This is a genomic window from Nocardia sp. NPDC052316 (assembly GCF_044547795.1).
Taxonomy (GTDB): domain Bacteria; phylum Actinomycetota; class Actinomycetes; order Mycobacteriales; family Mycobacteriaceae; genus Nocardia.
The window spans coordinates 831,097-847,194 of sequence record NZ_JBIUBB010000004.1 but is presented as its reverse complement, the minus strand read 5'-3'; the positions used below and the strand labels follow the sequence as shown (position 1 = coordinate 847,194).

Genomic DNA, 16,098 nt, shown 5'->3' with positions numbered 1-16,098 from the left:
CGGCGGCGGAGGTCGATCTCATACCGCGCGTCGTACTTCCGGAGGATTCTCGCGGGCCCAGGTCAGCGCGATAGTCGGTGCATGACCGAATCTCTCGCCACACCGCACGCCGATGCGGGACGCCACCGCGCGGCAGCCGCGCAGGCACCGGCCGGGCGCTCGCGCTTGGTCGCCTTGGACGTGCTGCGCGGTATCGCGATTCTCGGCACCCTCGGCACCAACATCTGGATCATGACCAACCCCGAAGGTCTCATCGGCTACGTCGATCAGTTGACTGAACCCGCGAGCGGCTGGATCTGGGCCGAACGGGTGCTGCAACAACTGGCGCAGGGCAAGTTCCTCGGGCTGCTCACCATCATGTTCGGCATCGGGCTCGCGATTCAGCAGGCTTCGGCGCAGCGCGGCGGGCGGCGCTGGCCGGGCAAGTATCCGGTGCGCGCCGGGCTGCTGTTCCTGGACGGCCTGCTGAACTTCCTGTTCATCGCGGAATTCGACGTCTTGATGGGGTACGCGCTCACCGGTTTGGTCGTCGCCTACGTCCTCGCGACAAGTGAACGCGCGCAACGGCGTTGGCTGATCATCGCGGCGAGCATCCACGTCGGCATGCTCACGTTGATCGCGCTGGCGATAGCGTTCGCGCCGGAGCAGAGCTCCGAGCCACGCGCACCGTTGGACCCGAATCCCTATGCCGACGGGTCGTTCTGGGACCTGGTGGTGTTCCGGGTGCAGCACGCGGGCGAGTTCCGGGTGGAGACGGTGTTCGTGTTCGCCATGTCGATCGCGCTGTTCCTGGTGGGCGCCCGGCTGTTCCGGGCCGGAGTGTTCCGGCCGGAGGGCGCGACGCTGCGTAAACGGTTGATGATCATCGGCTTCGGTGTCGCGGCGCCGCTCGACCTGGTCGCCGGCGTCGCGGGCGGCGGTGACCTGTTCCTGTTCACCCGCTACGGCACCGCGCCTTTCGTCTCGCTCGGCATCCTCGCGCTGGTCGCGCACTTCTATCTGCGCAGGCCACACGTCGGATTCGTGGGTAGGCGGCTCACCGAGGTGGGCCGTACCGCGCTCAGCTGCTACATCTTGCAGAACCTGGTGGCGTCGATCCTGTGCTACGGCTGGGGTTTCGGCCTCGCGGCCCGCGTCTCGGCCGACGCGCGGGTGCCCTTCACGGTGGGCATCTACCTGCTGGTCTCGCTGATCATCGTGACCGGTGCGCACCTGTGGTTGCGCCGGTTCGAGCGCGGGCCGGTCGAGTGGGCTTGGCACCACAGTTTCCAGTTGCTGACCGCCGGAAAAGCCTGACCGAATCGGGAGGGGAGACGTCCGGCCTGCGGCGCCACGCGGGCCGGACGCCCTTGCGTCGTCACAATGAGTTGGCGGACTGGGCTTTCGGCGCCGACGGCAGCTCGATGTGGTCCACGACCACCCCGACGTCGAGGTTCGTGACGAGCCCGGCGTCGTCGAATTCGATGGTCCCCGCCACACCGGCGCCGCTGAATTCGAGTAACCGATAATCCTCGAGAAATCCGGTGACCATCCCCCGCCTGCTCAGGTAGCTCTGCGTGGCCCGACGATGGTCGACCAGCGGCAATGCGTTGATGCCGTGGGCGAGTACGCGCGCCATGCCCGCCGCGCTGGGCGGCGGTAACTCGAACGCCGGATGCTCCACCAGAAACGCAACGCAGGTGCCGTCGGTAACCCCGCAGTACGAACTCCAATGCCCGGAAATCACTTTCGCGGCGTCCAGCAGCAGGGTCGCCACCTGGTGCGGCTCCGGTGTGGCGCGGCCGAGCGCGACCGGCATTTCCGCGGCGCACAATTCGGCGACGCCGTAGCGGACACCGAACTCGCGCACCATGCGCGCGACCGCGATGAGTGGCCGCGCGAAACCCCACGGATTAGCCCACGCCCACAGCCACGTCTCGGCGTCGGTGGTGCCGAGCAGGTGAAAGTTCGTGCACACGAATGTCTGGTCTTCGCCGATGAATTCGAGCCGCCGCTCCTCCATATCGGCCTGCCACCGGTGCGGGCCGAGCAGTTCCTCGACGTGTAGGCGATGCTCGAGCGACAGTAATCCCGCGTCGTCGAGCAGCCTCGTCAGGGGCACAGGTTCGGACACCGGCATGAGCGTAGTCAACGCAGTCCCCCTCGTAGGTATCCTCGCCTACCGCTAGTTTCGTGTCGTGAGCTTGGCCGACCGTTATCCGTTGCTGCACACCCCGACCCACTGGGCGTGGGGCGATCTGGACGTCCGGTTCGCCACCGAAGCACCACCCGACGAACTGGTCACCAACGTCCATGTCGTCTGCTTCGTCGGCGACGATATCGTGCTGTGCCGCGACGACCGCGACGTGTGGCTACTTCCCGGCGGCACGCGCGAGCAGCACGAATCCATCGAGGAATGCGTTCGCCGCGAGCTCCGCGAAGAAGCGGGCGCATACCCTACCGGCCCGGTCCGCTGGCTCGGTGCCCACTACGCCACCAGCAATCGGGCTGCCCCCTATCGCGATTGGCAGCCGCATCCGCACAAGGCCTGGCTCTGGTGCGCCGCCGATGTCGTCCTCGACTCGGCGCCGACCAACCCCGACGGTGCCGAACAAATCCGCGAGGTCCGCGCCGTGCCGCTCGCTGCAGCGCTGGAACTGGCCCGCACCGACGGCGACTACGTGGCCGAATTGATCGCCCTCGCAGTCGAACTGCATCGGCCCTGATCGCCGGGCCGGAAATTACTCGGCGCGCAAGGCTTCCGGGCGGGCCAGCAGATCGCCGACGACGACGTCACGCTCGAGTGGCACGCCGAGGCTGCGGGCGTTGCCCTCGAAGAGCGCGAGCACCGATTCGGTGAGGATGCCCTCGACCTGATCGGAGGCGAGGGTGCTGTTCGGGTCGGCGCGCCAGCTGTTCACCACGCCGTCGACGAAACCGATGATGCCGAACGCCATCGGACGTGCGCGTCCGGGGTCGATGCCGAAGCGGGACAGCCAGAGGGCGAACAGGTCGGCCAGCCGGCCGCCGATCCGGTCCTTGGCGCCGGCCAGCGACGAATCACCTTGCGGCGCCGCGCCGCCGATGAAGCGGTGCAGGTTCGGGTGGCGTTCCACCCAGCGGACGTAGGTGCCGACGGCGCCGCGCACCGCATCGCGCACGGTCCCGTCGGGGTGCAGCTTCGGCATGATCTGCGCCAGCAGCGATTCCAGGATCTGGCGGCGGATCTGCTCGTCCAGATCGGTGCGTCCGTCGAAGTGCCGGTAGACGACGGGGCGGGGCAGGTTGAGGCGGTCGGCGATCTGCTGCACCGACACCTCGACGCCGTGCTCCTCGATGACGGTGATGGCGGCGTCGATCACGTCGGCGCGGCGCTGGGCCTTATGACCGTTCCAGCGGGTCGCGCGTCCGTCGGAGACGGGAGGCTCGAGGTTTCCGCTGGTCGTGGTCACAGAATCACGATACCCGCACGACGGTTGACTGCGACAGAGTGTCTCACTAATCTGAGTGTGACAGCTTGTATCGGTTAGTCGACATGTTGGAGAGCAGTCATGGGCAACGAGGCCGCACTGATCCCCCAAGAATCCTTCGCGCAGCGCCTGCTGACCGGATCGGTCAAGAAGTCCTACGACCCGGTGGTCGACATGGACTGGGACGCGCCGCTCGATCCGGACAAACTCTTCCTCCCAGCGGCGGTCGTCTCGCTGTACGGCACCGAGCTGTGGGAGTCGATGACGCCGCAGCAACAGCGCGAACTGTCCCGCCAGGAACTGGCGAACGTGCTCTCGGTCGGTATCTGGTTCGAGAACCTGCTCAACCGGTTGCTGTTACGCGAGTTGCTCGCCGACGACCCGACCAGCAGGCATTCGCATTACACGCTCGTCGAGATGGGTGACGAGTGCAGGCACATGATGATGTTCGGCAAGCTCATCGACCGCATCGAGGCCCGCCCGTACTGGCCGCGGCGCGCGGGCAGGCTGGTGATCGGCGTGCTTCCGCTGTTCCTGCGCGGTTCGATGACCTGGGTCGGCGCGCTGGTCGGCGAGGAGATCTTCGACGCCATCCAGCGGCGCACGCTCGACGATCCGCAGTTGCAGCCCTTGGTGTCGCGCGCGATGCGCATCCACGTCACCGAGGAGGCGCGCCACATCGGCTTCGCCAGGGACGCACTGGCCCGCATGGTGCCCACCATGTCGCGCGCCGAACTCGCCTACACCAGGCTGTGTGTCGCGATCGCCGCACCGCTGTTCGTCTACCTGCTGACCAACCGGCACATGTACACCCGCGCGGGTTTGGACGGGCGCGCGGCCCGGCGGATCGCCACCAAGAACCCGGACGCCAAGAAGGCGCTCGGCATCGGCGCCGCGAATCTCGGTGTCTTCCTGCAGAAGCAGGGCCTCATCGGCCCGGTCGGCGAGTGGATCTGGCGGCGGCAGGGGCTGCTCGCATGATCGAGAACCCCGAAATAGTCATTGTCGGTGCCGGTTTCGGCGGAATCGGCATGGCCATCGAGTTGCGCGAGGCGGGCATCGACGATTTCGTCGTGCTGGAGAAGGCCGGCGAGATCGGCGGCACCTGGCGGGAGAACACCTATCCCGGCGCGGGCTGCGATGTGATGTCGCTGATGTATTCGTACTCCTTCGAGCCGAACAAGCGGTGGACGCGGATGTTCGCCCGTCAGCCGGAGATCCTGGACTATCTGCGCCGCACCGTGGACAAGTACGACCTGCGCAGGCACCTTCGCCTGCACGCCGAGGTGGTGACGCTCGACTTCGACGACACGGCCGATCGCTGGGACGTCGGCCTCGCGGACGGACGGCACTTCCGCCCACGGATGGTCGTGATGGCGCCAGGCCCGCTGCACGAGCCGTCGGTGCCGGACTTTCCCGGCCGGGATACCTTCCGCGGCAAGAGTTTCCACTCGGCCGAGTGGGATCACGGCTTCGACCTCGGCGGCAAGCGGGTCGCGGTGATCGGCACCGGTGCCAGCGCGGTGCAATTCGTGCCGCAGATCGCCAAAGAAGCTGGGCACGTGACGGTGTTCCAGCGCACGCCGCACTGGATCGTGCCGAAGCCGGACCGCCCGCTCTCGCCGGTGGAGCACCGGATGTTCCGGTATCTGCCCGGCGCGCAACGGCTCTACCGCTGGGCGATCTACTGGGGTTACGAGTCGCTGATTCCCGCGTTCATGAACCCTGAGCTGATGCGCCGGGTGGAGACGGTCGCGCGCGGTCACCTGCACCGCCAGGTCCGCGATCCGGAGCTGCGCGCGCGGCTCACCCCGGACTACCGGCTGGGCTGTAAGCGAATCCTGGTGTCCAACAACTTCTACCCCGCGTTGCAGCGCGACAACGTCGAGCTGGAAACCACGCCGATCGCGAGCATCACCGAATCCGGCGTAACCACCGTCGACGGTGCCGAGAAGCCCTTCGACGCGATCATCTACGGCACCGGCTTCAAGATCTCCGACCGATTCGCCGACCAGCACATCGTCGGCGCCAACGGCCTTACCCTGCAACATGCTTGGCGCAACGGGGTGGAGGGGTTCCTCGGTGTTGCGGTCAACGGGTTCCCCAACCTGTTCCTCATCGTCGGCCCGAACTCCGGCGGCGGGCACCAGTCGATCGTGTTCATGATCGAGGCGCAGGCCCGCTACATCCGGCAGTGCATCGAGTTGCAGCGCAAGACCTCCACCACCCGGATGGAGGTGCGGGCGGCGACCCAACACGAGTTCAACCGCCGCACCCAGGCGAAACTGGCCGGGACCGTGTGGAATTCGGGCGGCTGCCAGAGCTGGTATCTGGACGAGCACGGCGTCAACCGTGCCGCATGGCCGGGCTCCAGCGTGTCCTACTGGCGCACCATGCGCCACCCGAACCCCGGCCACTACGACCTCACCGTGGCCGCGGATCGCGAACCGGCACACGAGTATTCCGGCCCCGCCATGCTCGACTCCCCCGGTTCGCTACTGCCGGTGACGGTGACGCTCAGCGGGCACGCCGACCCCATCGACGGCCGATACCACTGGTACGGCCGCATCCGCGCCACCGACGGCGCCGACCTCCCCGATCCCGGCCGCGCCGAGGTGCTCCTGACCCTCCCCGGCCGCTTCCCCACCGCGGGGCGACTACAGGAGCGCGACCCGTGGGGCAACCTGCGCATCGTCGGCGTCGGCGACCCGCCGTTCGCGCTCGAGCCCGCCGAAATCCACTGATCGGGTCGATTTCCCGCCGCACGGCCCATTGGTGCGGGTACCCATCTCTGCGATCGGCTCGACGCAGCGACTCGACCGCCTGCTGAGGCACAGGCCACCATTCGACCCCGGGATTCGGGCAGAATCGAAGCATGGCAACGGCAACCTGGCAGGGTCGTGTGCTCGCGAGCAGCGACGACACGATCATCGTCGAAGGCAACCACTACTTCCCACCGGACTCCGTGCACACCGAGTTCTTCCAGCCCTCCGATACCCACACGTTCTGCCCGTGGAAGGGCACCGCCAGCTACTACACCCTCGTCGTCGACGGCGAAACCAACGAGGACGCCGCCTGGTACTACCCCGAACCCAAGCCAAAGGCCGCGGAGATCAAGGACTACGTCGCCTTCTGGCGGGGCGTCGACGTCGACTGACCGACGCACACACAGCCGCACGCGTATCAGCGCGACGACTCGTCGTGCGGCTGGAATTCGCCCTCACACGTCGAAGTACAGCTCGAACTCGAATGGGTGGGGGCGGACGTTGATTTCGGCTATTTCGGTGTCGCGCTTGAGGCGGATCCAGGTTTCGAGGAGGTCGTCGGTGAAGACGTTGCCTTCGGTGAGGTAGTCGTGGTCGGCCTCGAGGCGGTCGATGACGCTGGCGAGGCTGGGTGGGGTCTGGGTGACCTCGGCGGATTCCTCGGGGCTCAGTTCGTAGAGGTCCTTGTCGATGGGGGCGGCGGGCTCGATCTTGCGGCGGATGCCGTCGAGGCCGGCCATCAGCATGGCGGCGAAGGAGAGGTAGGGGTTGCCGGAGGAGTCGGGGCAGCGGAACTCGAGCCGCTTGGCCTTCGGACTGGCTCCGGTGACCGGAATGCGCACGGCCGCAGAACGATTGCGCTGGCTGTAGACGAGGTTGACCGGAGCCTCGTAGCCGGGGACGAGCCGCTTGTAGGAGTTCACGGTGGGGTTGGTGAAGGCCAGCAGTGAGGGCGCGTGCCGCAGCAGTCCGCCGATGTAGTGCCGTGCCAGGTCGGAGAGCCCGGCGTAGCCCACCTCGTCGTAGAACAGCGGATCGCCGTTCTGCCAGAGGGATTGGTGGACGTGCATGCCCGAACCGTTGTCGCCGAAGAGCGGCTTGGGCATGAAGGTGACGGTCTTGCCCTCGGCCCACGCGGTGTTCTTGATGATGTACTTGTACAGCTGCAGATCGTCGGCGGCGGCGAGCAACGTGTTGAACTTGTAGTTGATCTCGGCTTGGCCCGCGGTGCCGACCTCGTGGTGCCCCTTCTCCAACTCGAAGCCCGCGTTCTGCAGATTGCCGCACATGCGGTCGCGCAGATCGACCTCGGCGTCGTAGGGCGCCACGGGGAAGTAGCCGCCCTTGGGGCGCACCTTGTAGCCGCGGTTGAGCGTGCCGTCGGGGTTGTACTTCATGCCGGTGTTCCAGCTCGCCGACCCCGAATCCACCTCGTAGAAGGCGCCGTTCATGGTCGTGTCGTAGCGGACCGCGTCGAAGATGTAGAACTCGGCCTCCGGGCCGAAGTACGCCGTGTCGGCGATCCCGGTGCTGCGCAGGTACTCCTCGGCCTTGCGCGCGACATTGCGCGGGTCGCGACTGTAGGCCTCGCGGGTGTGCGGGTCATGCACGAAGCAGTTCATGTTCAACGTTTTCGCCGCGCGGAACGGATCCAGGCGCGCGGTCCGCAGATCCGGGATCAGCAACATGTCGGACTCGTGGATCGACTGGAAGCCGCGCACCGACGAGCCGTCGAACGCGATTCCGTGCTCCACCAGGTCCTCGCCGAAGGCGACGGCCGGGATCGAGAAGTGCTGCTGCACACCGGGTACATCGCAGAATCGGATGTCGACATAGGCGACTTCCTCCGCGCAGATGTACTCGAGCACTCCCTCGGTAGTCGGCTTCATCACGACTCACTCCTCGCACGCGCGGCATCCGCGGATCGGCGAGGCGGGCCCATTCCCTCGCGCTCGACAGGTCGCGGCAGGTCCGGCTCGCCGAATCCACCATACGACGCCACACTCGGCGCCGGAGGTGATTCGCTCGGGCACGCCATGATTCGGCCGGACCCGCGAGTCGGCACCGGGCAGCGGCACAAAGAACGACCGTCAGGTTCGGCATTCTGCCGATACCACCCGGTCGGGTGATGGGGTGGGCTGGACCACACGACGGTGCAAGGCACCGTCAGGTCGATCCGGAAGGCCCCGATGAAACTGTCTCCGCCGCAGCTCGCCGCGGCGAGCGTGCTGTGCTGCGCGCTCACCCTCACCACGGCACCGATGCACGCGTCCGCCGATCCGGGCCGGATTTGGTACGTGAGCGCGACGGGTTCGGCAGGCGGGAACGGCACGGAGGCAATGCCTTTCACTACCTTGCAGGCGGTCCAGCAGGCCGCGGGTGACGGCGACACGATCGTCGTTCTTGCCGCGCCACTCGGCACCCCACCGCTCGATGGCGGGATCGCGCTCCGGCCGGGCCAGCGGCTACTCGGCCGTCAGGGTCCCGGCGGCGTTGCGGCCGTCACCAACACGACCACCGCGAACGACGGTGACGCGGTCCGCCTGGCCCCGAACACCGAAGTCCGCGACCTCACCATCACCGGCGCCCAGCGCGGCGGCATCTACGGCCGCGATGTCGGCACCGCGGTCGTCGCGGGCAACACCATCGCCGCCACCAATCGCGCCTGCCACGACGGGTTCCTGGTGCAGCCCTTCCCGCCGATGCTCGGCGTTCCGTTCGGCACACCGCTGCCCGTCGCGCCGAACGTGGTCGCGTTGAACAACGGCTGGGCCGGGATCATGATCGACGCCGAGGCAGGCACCAGCGCCCTGACCATCGACCGAAACATCGTGCGCGACACCGCCTGCGGCGACGGCATCGACGTGCGCACTACCGGCACCGCGCAGGTCACCGCCGCCATCACCGACAACCTGACCGAGAACATCAATCAGGGTCTCGCCAAACTCTCCGTCCTCGCCGTCGGCCTGCAGAGCACCGGAACCTCCGCCCTGACCGCCACGCTGCGCGGCAACACCCAGCGCAATATCGCGGTGCCCGCCAACGACCCACTCAACGCCGCCGCCGACAGCGAGGGCATTTTCGTCAACGCGGCGGAGCGGGCCCGTATGCGAATCACCATCGACCGCAACAGTTATCGTCACGGTGGCGGCCATTTCTCCGCCAACGGGATCGAGTTCGTCACCAGCAACGGCACCCCCGACAGCGAAGTGACTCTCACCAATAGCGAATTCATCGACGTCCCTGGCGATATCGTGGAGAACCTGAACCTGAGCGCCGAGGGTGCCCGCCACGTGATGACCATCGACGGCCTCACCGCGTCGCGCTCCAGCTTCGTCGCCGCCCTGCTGAACCCGTACGTGCCGGGCAATCTCGGCAGCTGCCTGTTCTCGGCCAGCTTCGGCCGGGACAACACCACCGCGCTGACGCTGCGCAACGCCCACCTCAGCCAGTGCAGCGCCGACGGCATCGGCATCTACGCCTACTCCCCCAGCGGTCCGGCCCCCGCGACGGCGACCATGCGTTTCGACATCGCCGACACCACCGTCACCGAGGCCGCGGTGGCCGACCTGCAGGTGCACACCGTCGGTGATCTGGCCGAGCTGACCGGCAAGGTGGAACGGTCTCGTTTCAGTGGCGACATCGTGCTGAGCCAGCGCAACAGCACCCTCGGTCCGGGCTCGGTGGTCGACTTCGGCGGCGGCCGCCTCGGCAGCGCCGGAGACAACTGCTTCGCACCCACCACGGAGGCCGCCCTGGCGGCGCCGAACCTTCCCCTGGACCATCCGGGCTCCTGGCCGATCTGCGGCTGACCCTGCCATCGAGGCGGGTCGAATGGCCGTTGCCCGAGAGCACCCGGCTCCGCCGATCTTGCGCACTTCGCCACCGGGGGTGGCTCAACTCGGTGTGGCAGAGACGCCAGAGCCGAAATTTGGTCGAGTGCACAATCTCGTGCGTCACACTCTGCGCGTTTGTCGCTAGCGCGCACACTCGCTCATGCGTTCTGCTGATAGATGACGATGAGGTCATCCGCGTCCACCAGACGATTCGGGATGACCTCAGCCCTTCGCTAGCAGAGGTTAGGTTCTTGGTTTCATCGACAGTCCCGGCGGCCGCCCGCCCGGACACGCTGTGTGCGGCGTTCCAGTCAAACGTCGCGAAGTACCCGGACGCGGTCGCGCTGCGCACCCTCGGCGGTGCCGTCTCCATCACCTGGCGCGAGTACGGCGAACGGGTGCGAGCCATCGCCACGGGACTCGCCGCGCTCGGCATCGGATCCGGCGACACGGTCGCGATCATGCTGACCAACCGCCCCGAGTTCCACCTCTGCGACACCGCCATCCTGCACGCAGGCGCGACACCGTTCTCGGTGTACAACACCAACCCGGTCGACCTGCTCGTCTACCAGTTCGGCAACGCCCGCAACAAGGCCGTCGTCTGCGAGCGCCAGTTCGCCCCCAAGATCCTGGAGGCGGTCGCCAAGGCGGCCGCCGAAGGCATCCACGTCGAGCACGTGATCTGCGTGGACGAGGCGCCCGACGGCACGCTCGCGCTGTCCGACCTGGAGCAGCGCACCGCCGAGGGCTTCGATTTCGAGGCCGCCTGGCGCAGCGTGCGGCCCGACGATCTGCTCACCGTCGTCTACACCTCCGGCACCACCGGCCCGCCGAAGGGTGTGGAGCTCACGCACACCAACTTCATCGAAAACGCCCGTGTCCTGGAGACATTCGGCGGTGGCGGCCCCGAGGACCGGGTGATCTCCTACCTGCCCGACGCACACGCCGCCAACCGCTGGTTCGCGCATTACCTGACGCTGCTCGAGGGCTGCCAGATCACCACCGTTCCCGACTTCAAGCAGGTGGCAACGGCTTTGGCCGAGGTGCACCCGAGCGTGTTCCTCGGTGTCCCCCGGGTGTGGGTGAAAGTCAAAGGCGCACTGGAGGAACGGTTTGCCACCGAGTCGCCGGTCAAGCGCCGCCTGATCCATTGGGCGGTCGACGTCGGCCGCAAGAAGGCCCGCGCCACCTCCGACGCCCGCCCCCTCGGCGCCCTGGACAAGCTTCAGTACGCGCTCGCCGATCGCCTGGTGCTCAGCTCCATCCGCGTCGGACTCGGCCTCGATCAGGTCCGCATCGCGGTCACCGGCTCGAACGCCATCCCGCCGGAGGTACACGAGTTCTTCCTCGGGCTCGGCATCCCACTATGCGAGGGCTACGGCATGAGCGAGTGCACCGCGGGCGCCACGCTCAACCCGCCCGAGCGGGTCAAGATCGGCACGGTCGGCACCCCGCTGCCCGGCGCCGAGGTCAAGCTCGCCGACGACGGCGAGGTGCTGGTGCGCGGCAAGATGGTCATGCGCGGCTACCGCGGCGACCCGGCCAAGACCGCGGAGACGATCGACAGCGACGGCTGGCTGCACACCGGCGACATCGGCAGCATCGACAGCGACGGCTACCTCTCGATCATCGACCGCAAAAAAGAGCTGATCATCAACGCGTCCGGCAAGAACATGTCGCCGGCCAACATCGAGAACACGGTCACCGACAACTGTTCGCTGATCGGCACGGTGGTGGTGATCGGCGAGCAGCGGCCGTTCAACACCGCGCTGCTGATGCTCGACCCCGACCTGGCCGCCGCCTACGCGCAGCGGCACAACCTGGCGGGCAGCACCGTCGCCGAGCTCGCGAAGGACCCGCAGATCCTGACCGCGATCGACGAGGGCATCGCCGCGGCGAACAGCAAACTGTCCAGGGTGGAGCAGATCAGGAAGTACATCGTGCTCCCCGAGGTCTGGGAGAACGGCAGCGACTACCTGACCGCTACTGGCAAACTCAAGCGCAAGCCCATTTCCAGCGGCTACACAGATACCATCGAGGCCTTGTACTCGACTTAAGTCCGGGAAGAAGAACCAGCATGATGCCATCGCGGACTCGGGTGTTCGACGATCTTCATCGGCGGACCACGTCGACTCTCGAAGCGTTCTACGCCGCGCTGCCGCCGTACCAACGGCTGCCGCAATCCATGGTGGAGACCGACTTCGCCCGGGGGACCAAGCTCAACGTGGACCTGTTCTTCGAGTACCTGCGCCGCGGCGAGGAGCCGACGGAGGAGGACACCAGGGAACTCGTCGAGCTCGCGATGGACCGGCTGCGCGACGGCACCCCGCTGCCCGAGGTACTGGAGCGTTACCGGTTCGGCGCGGCGTTCATCTGGGAGCGGTTGCGCGCCTCGGCCAGCCCGGCCGAGCGCGAGCTGCTCTTCGATGCCTCGCTCGCGCTGCTGCAGTACGTCACGCTGGTCACCTCCCGGATCGCCACCGCGGCCACTCAGCGCGTGCACGACCCGCGCTGGGAGCTGCTGGAACGCAGGCGCGGCATCGCCGACGCGCTGCTCACCGGCCGTGACCCGGTCGAGTGGGCGAACGATCCGGTGATCCCGGTGGCCGACGCGTTCCTCGTCGCGGTGTTCCGCCTGTGCGGCACCCGCGGCGGGCCCGCGTCGGCGCTGCGGCACCGGGTCGAGGCGATTCCCGGGGTCTTCCTGCGGCTGGACGCGGGCGGTTGGACCGCACTGATCCCCTTGCAGGCGGGTGATGACGGCTCGGCCACCGTCTCCGGGCTCACCGCGCGGCTGCCCGCGCAGGAACCGGCCGAACCGCCGCCGTACTGGGTGGGGGTCGGCGCGGCCCGCACCAAGGACGCGATCCCGCCGATGTACGCGGAGGCGCGGGTACTCGCCGAGCTCGGCCGCTGCCTCACCCGGCGCGAAATCCTGTGCCGCAGACAGGATTTACAGTTCGAATACACGGTCGCGGTGAGCGACGCGGCCCGCCCCGGACTCGCGTCGGTACTCGCACCGCTCGACCCGCAGCCCATGCTCGCCGAAACACTCGAGGTATTCGTCGACAGCGGTTTCAACCAGCTGGCGACGGCCAGGCAGCTCAATGTGCACCGAAATACGGTGACCTACCGGCTTTCTCGGGTACACGAACTGACCGGCCTCGACCCGCACCGCCCCGCCGACGCCATGACACTGTCCGCCGCGCGGTTGGCTCGCCGACTCGAATCCGCCTCATTCGCACCATAATTCGCTACGTCCACACCGAACAGCGCGACCCAATTCCTCGAGCACCCCTGCGAAACGGCTACACAGCGCCGGTTGCGCGGCCATCGCGCGTAATCTTCGGCGCGGCACCGCAATCCGCGCGGCGACACAACAATCGTCGCAGTACGCCGCAATCCCCGACATGACGCCGCAATCTCCGACATCGCCCACTATCCCGGCGACGCACCGCAAACGGCCACATCGCGGACGAATCCCGCTCGCGTCGTGCCATACCCGGTCACGTCGGCCCCCGGACCCACTACAGCATCACAAATTTAGGCACTTTCCCAAAGACTCGTCGTTTCCTCTTGCGAATTGCCAGTGTTGCGACACCCCCTCTATGCATTGTGCTGAAGGACGACGATGAGGTCAGGCGTAGCCACCGCACCTCCGGACACAATCCGGGATCGGTCGGCCCGACTCGGCGCTCGAACCGCGGTACCGGCCCGCGGACGGGTAGCTGGCCGCCCGGCTTCCACCACCGCCAGCAAAGGTTCAGGTAGTTGAGAATTGCATTCCGGGCGCGGGCCTTCCGCCGCTCCGTGCCGGTCGCCGCCATCACCGCCGTCGGCCTGATCATCCAGCTCGCGCCCGCCGCGAACGCGGTGCCCACCGCGGGCCCGGTCCCGAACGCGCCAGCGAACTTCGGCCTGCCCGCCGACTATCAGCCGACGCCCGAGCGTTACGGCATCGCGTACGAACTGGGACACATCGTTCCGCTCGCGGACGGCACCCAGTTGCAGACCGAGGTGCGCTACCCCACCGACCCCGCCACCGGGCAGCGCGCGGCGGGCGAGTTCCCGGTGGTCGTCAACTTCACCACCTACGGCGCGGTGTCCAGCGCGCTCGCCGCCGCGGTGACCAGCGTGATCGACACGCTGCACATCCCGCTGCCCGATCAGCTGAAGGACGCGCGCCGAATCATCAACCAGGCCACCAGCGCTCAGGACATGCTGGTGCGGCGCGGCTACATCGAGGTGATCGCCGACGTGCGCGGCACCGGCGGCTCAACCGGCGCGTGGAACCCCGCGTCCCAGCAGGACGGCCTCGACGGCGCCCAACTGGTCGATTGGGCCGCGAAGCTGCCCGGCTCCAACGGCAAGGTCGGCATGTTCGGGTACTCGTTCCCGGCGCTGTCCGCACTGCGCACGGCCGAATCCGTCTCGCCAGGTTCGCCGTTGAAGGCGATCGTGCCGATGGCCATGCCGAACAACATCTTCAACGAGGTGCTCGGCCACGACGGCATGATGAGCCCGATCCTGCTCACCGCCATCTCGGTGCTTGTGCCGTACCTGAGCCTGATCGGCCCATTCATGACCGCGGTGGTTTCACCGCAGATGTTCATCAAGACTCTCGTCGACCATCTCCAGGCGGTCGTCTCCGCGGACAGCACGATCAAGCTGCTGCTCGAGGCGTACGGCGGCGGCCCGCTGGCCTACGACGGTCAGTGGTGGCAGGACCGCCGCTTCGAGACCGACCTGAACAAGGTCGTCGAGAACGGCATCGCCATGTACCAGGTCGGCGGCCTGTGGGACCTGTACCAGGAAGGCCCGTGGCGCAACTACTCCCAGCTGCAGAACCTGGCTGCGGGCCGCGACCAGTTCGCGCCGATGGCACCGGATCAGACGCCCGACGGACGATTCCAGCTGCTGATGGGCCCGTGGTACCACGTCGGCCTCGGCTTCGGGCCCGGCTCCCGGCTGGACACCGACATGATCACCGTCGCCTGGTTCGACCGGTGGTTGAAGGACATTCCGAATGGAATAGACAAAACAGACAAAACACTTCATGTGATCGACCCGAACAATACGGCGGTCAGCGCCGCGCGTTATCCGTTCGAGCAGGCCGCCATTCAACAGCGGTATTTCGACGGCGATCGCCTCGTCGCGCAACCACCCACGGTCGAGGACGCGTCGGATCGCCTCGACTACACCGGCATCGACTCTATCTGTAACCGGCAGAGCCTCGGCCAGTACAGCGCAGGCCTGTTCGACTTCCTGTTCCGCCTGTTCAACGCCTACAACCCCTGCACGGAGTGGGTGCAGGAACCGGTCGCCGGTCGCCGCTACACGATGGACCCGGTGACCGAGCCGACCGTGCTGGCCGGCCCGAGCAGCGTCACCCTGTACGCGTCCTCGACCAGCACCGACGCCGCGTTCCAGGTGTGGCTCGACGACGTCGCGCCGGACGGCTCGGCGGTCAACATCACCGGCGGCTCCCAGTTGGCCAGCCAGCGTACGCTGAACGATGAAAAGACTTGGCGCGCAACCGATGGCACGATCTACGCACCGGAACACGTGGTCCGCAAGGACGCCGAACAGCTACTGACCCCCGGCGAGGTGACCAAGCTGGAGATCAAGATCCGCCCCACCTTCTACCGATTGGCACCCGGCCATGCCCTGCGGCTGCGGATCACCAGCGGCACCTTCCCGTCGACCATGCCCATTCCGACCGATGTGCCGCGTTTGCTCGGTTCGTCCCAGCAGCTCCATCGGGACGCGGCCCGGCCGTCCAGCCTGGTCGTACCCCTGGCACCCGAGTCGGCGTTCGGCGGCTGAGACAGGCGCGGAAGGCGGGCCGAAAACGGACGAACCAGGCGTGACCCAGGTTACGTTTAGCCCGCCTTCGCGGTTGGTACCTGTAAAGATCATGCAAACCTGGGATGAATTCCAGGTGCATTGAGACACATTGCCCGGCAATCTCTCAGCTACCTGAACATTGAGTGTTTAACATTGTCGCTGGCAGCGGCGTTGCACTCCCCTATTGCGTCGCCCGCAACG

At 67.1% G+C, this 16,098-nt stretch carries 12 protein-coding genes; 9 read left to right on the top strand and 3 right to left on the bottom strand.

All coding sequences use genetic code 11. The features are described 5' to 3' along the window. The first annotated feature begins 81 nt into the window (after positions 1 to 81). Positions 82 to 1,296: a DUF418 domain-containing protein gene (locus ACIHA7_RS22295; RefSeq protein WP_397292712.1), complete on the top strand. Its 1,215-nt coding sequence runs from the start codon at positions 82 to 84 to the stop codon at positions 1,294 to 1,296. A 61-nt stretch (positions 1,297 to 1,357) separates the two neighbouring features. Here ACIHA7_RS22295 and ACIHA7_RS22290 read toward each other — a convergent pair whose 3' ends face one another. Next, complete coding sequence (locus tag ACIHA7_RS22290; protein WP_397292708.1) at positions 1,358 to 2,113, bottom strand: DUF6882 domain-containing protein; 756 nt, start codon at positions 2,111 to 2,113, stop codon at positions 1,358 to 1,360. A gap of 64 nt (positions 2,114 to 2,177) precedes the next feature. Between ACIHA7_RS22290 and ACIHA7_RS22285 the strand changes: the two genes are divergently transcribed. Beyond that, positions 2,178 to 2,705, top strand: a complete 528-nt coding sequence (locus ACIHA7_RS22285) for an NUDIX domain-containing protein (RefSeq protein ID WP_397292704.1) — start codon at positions 2,178 to 2,180, stop codon at positions 2,703 to 2,705. A gap of 15 nt (positions 2,706 to 2,720) precedes the next feature. Here ACIHA7_RS22285 and ACIHA7_RS22280 read toward each other — a convergent pair whose 3' ends face one another. After that, positions 2,721 to 3,431, bottom strand: coding sequence for a TetR/AcrR family transcriptional regulator (locus ACIHA7_RS22280; RefSeq protein WP_107657683.1), 711 nt, complete (start codon positions 3,429 to 3,431; stop codon positions 2,721 to 2,723). Positions 3,432 to 3,530: 99 nt separating this feature from the next. Between ACIHA7_RS22280 and ACIHA7_RS22275 the strand changes: the two genes are divergently transcribed. The 3 genes from ACIHA7_RS22275 (at position 3,531) to ACIHA7_RS22265 (ending at position 6,606) form a co-directional block, all read left to right on the top strand. Then, positions 3,531 to 4,430, top strand: a complete 900-nt coding sequence (locus ACIHA7_RS22275) for a diiron oxygenase (protein ID WP_397292700.1) — start codon at positions 3,531 to 3,533, stop codon at positions 4,428 to 4,430. Continuing rightward, entirely contained in the window at positions 4,427 to 6,193 is a 1,767-nt protein-coding gene (locus ACIHA7_RS22270) for a DUF4873 domain-containing protein (RefSeq protein WP_397292698.1), read from the top strand. The genes ACIHA7_RS22275 and ACIHA7_RS22270 overlap by 4 nt, the downstream gene beginning before the upstream one ends. Positions 6,194 to 6,324: 131 nt before the next feature. Beyond that, on the top strand, positions 6,325 to 6,606 hold the full coding sequence (locus ACIHA7_RS22265; protein WP_397292695.1) for a DUF427 domain-containing protein: 282 nt from the start codon (positions 6,325 to 6,327) through the stop codon (positions 6,604 to 6,606). Between the two features lie 63 nt (positions 6,607 to 6,669). Here the strand turns inward: ACIHA7_RS22265 and glnA are convergent, their stop codons facing one another. Further along, positions 6,670 to 8,103 (bottom strand): type I glutamate--ammonia ligase, encoded by a 1,434-nt coding sequence (gene glnA, locus ACIHA7_RS22260; protein ID WP_397293125.1) that lies wholly within the window; start codon positions 8,101 to 8,103, stop codon positions 6,670 to 6,672. A 300-nt stretch (positions 8,104 to 8,403) separates the two neighbouring features. Between glnA and ACIHA7_RS22255 the strand changes: the two genes are divergently transcribed. The 4 genes from ACIHA7_RS22255 (at position 8,404) to ACIHA7_RS22240 (ending at position 15,876) form a co-directional block, all read left to right on the top strand. Beyond that, the gene (locus ACIHA7_RS22255; protein ID WP_397292692.1) at positions 8,404 to 10,026 is read left to right on the top strand and encodes a hypothetical protein; all 1,623 of its coding nucleotides are present in this window, start codon (positions 8,404 to 8,406) and stop codon (positions 10,024 to 10,026) included. A 275-nt stretch (positions 10,027 to 10,301) separates the two neighbouring features. Further along, entirely contained in the window at positions 10,302 to 12,107 is a 1,806-nt protein-coding gene (locus tag ACIHA7_RS22250) for an AMP-dependent synthetase/ligase (RefSeq protein ID WP_397292688.1), read from the top strand. A 20-nt stretch (positions 12,108 to 12,127) separates the two neighbouring features. After that, positions 12,128 to 13,300 (top strand): PucR family transcriptional regulator, encoded by a 1,173-nt coding sequence (locus tag ACIHA7_RS22245; protein WP_397292684.1) that lies wholly within the window; start codon positions 12,128 to 12,130, stop codon positions 13,298 to 13,300. Between the two features lie 521 nt (positions 13,301 to 13,821). Beyond that, on the top strand, positions 13,822 to 15,876 hold the full coding sequence (locus ACIHA7_RS22240) for a CocE/NonD family hydrolase (RefSeq protein ID WP_397292680.1): 2,055 nt from the start codon (positions 13,822 to 13,824) through the stop codon (positions 15,874 to 15,876). The last annotated feature ends 222 nt before the right edge of the window (positions 15,877 to 16,098 follow it).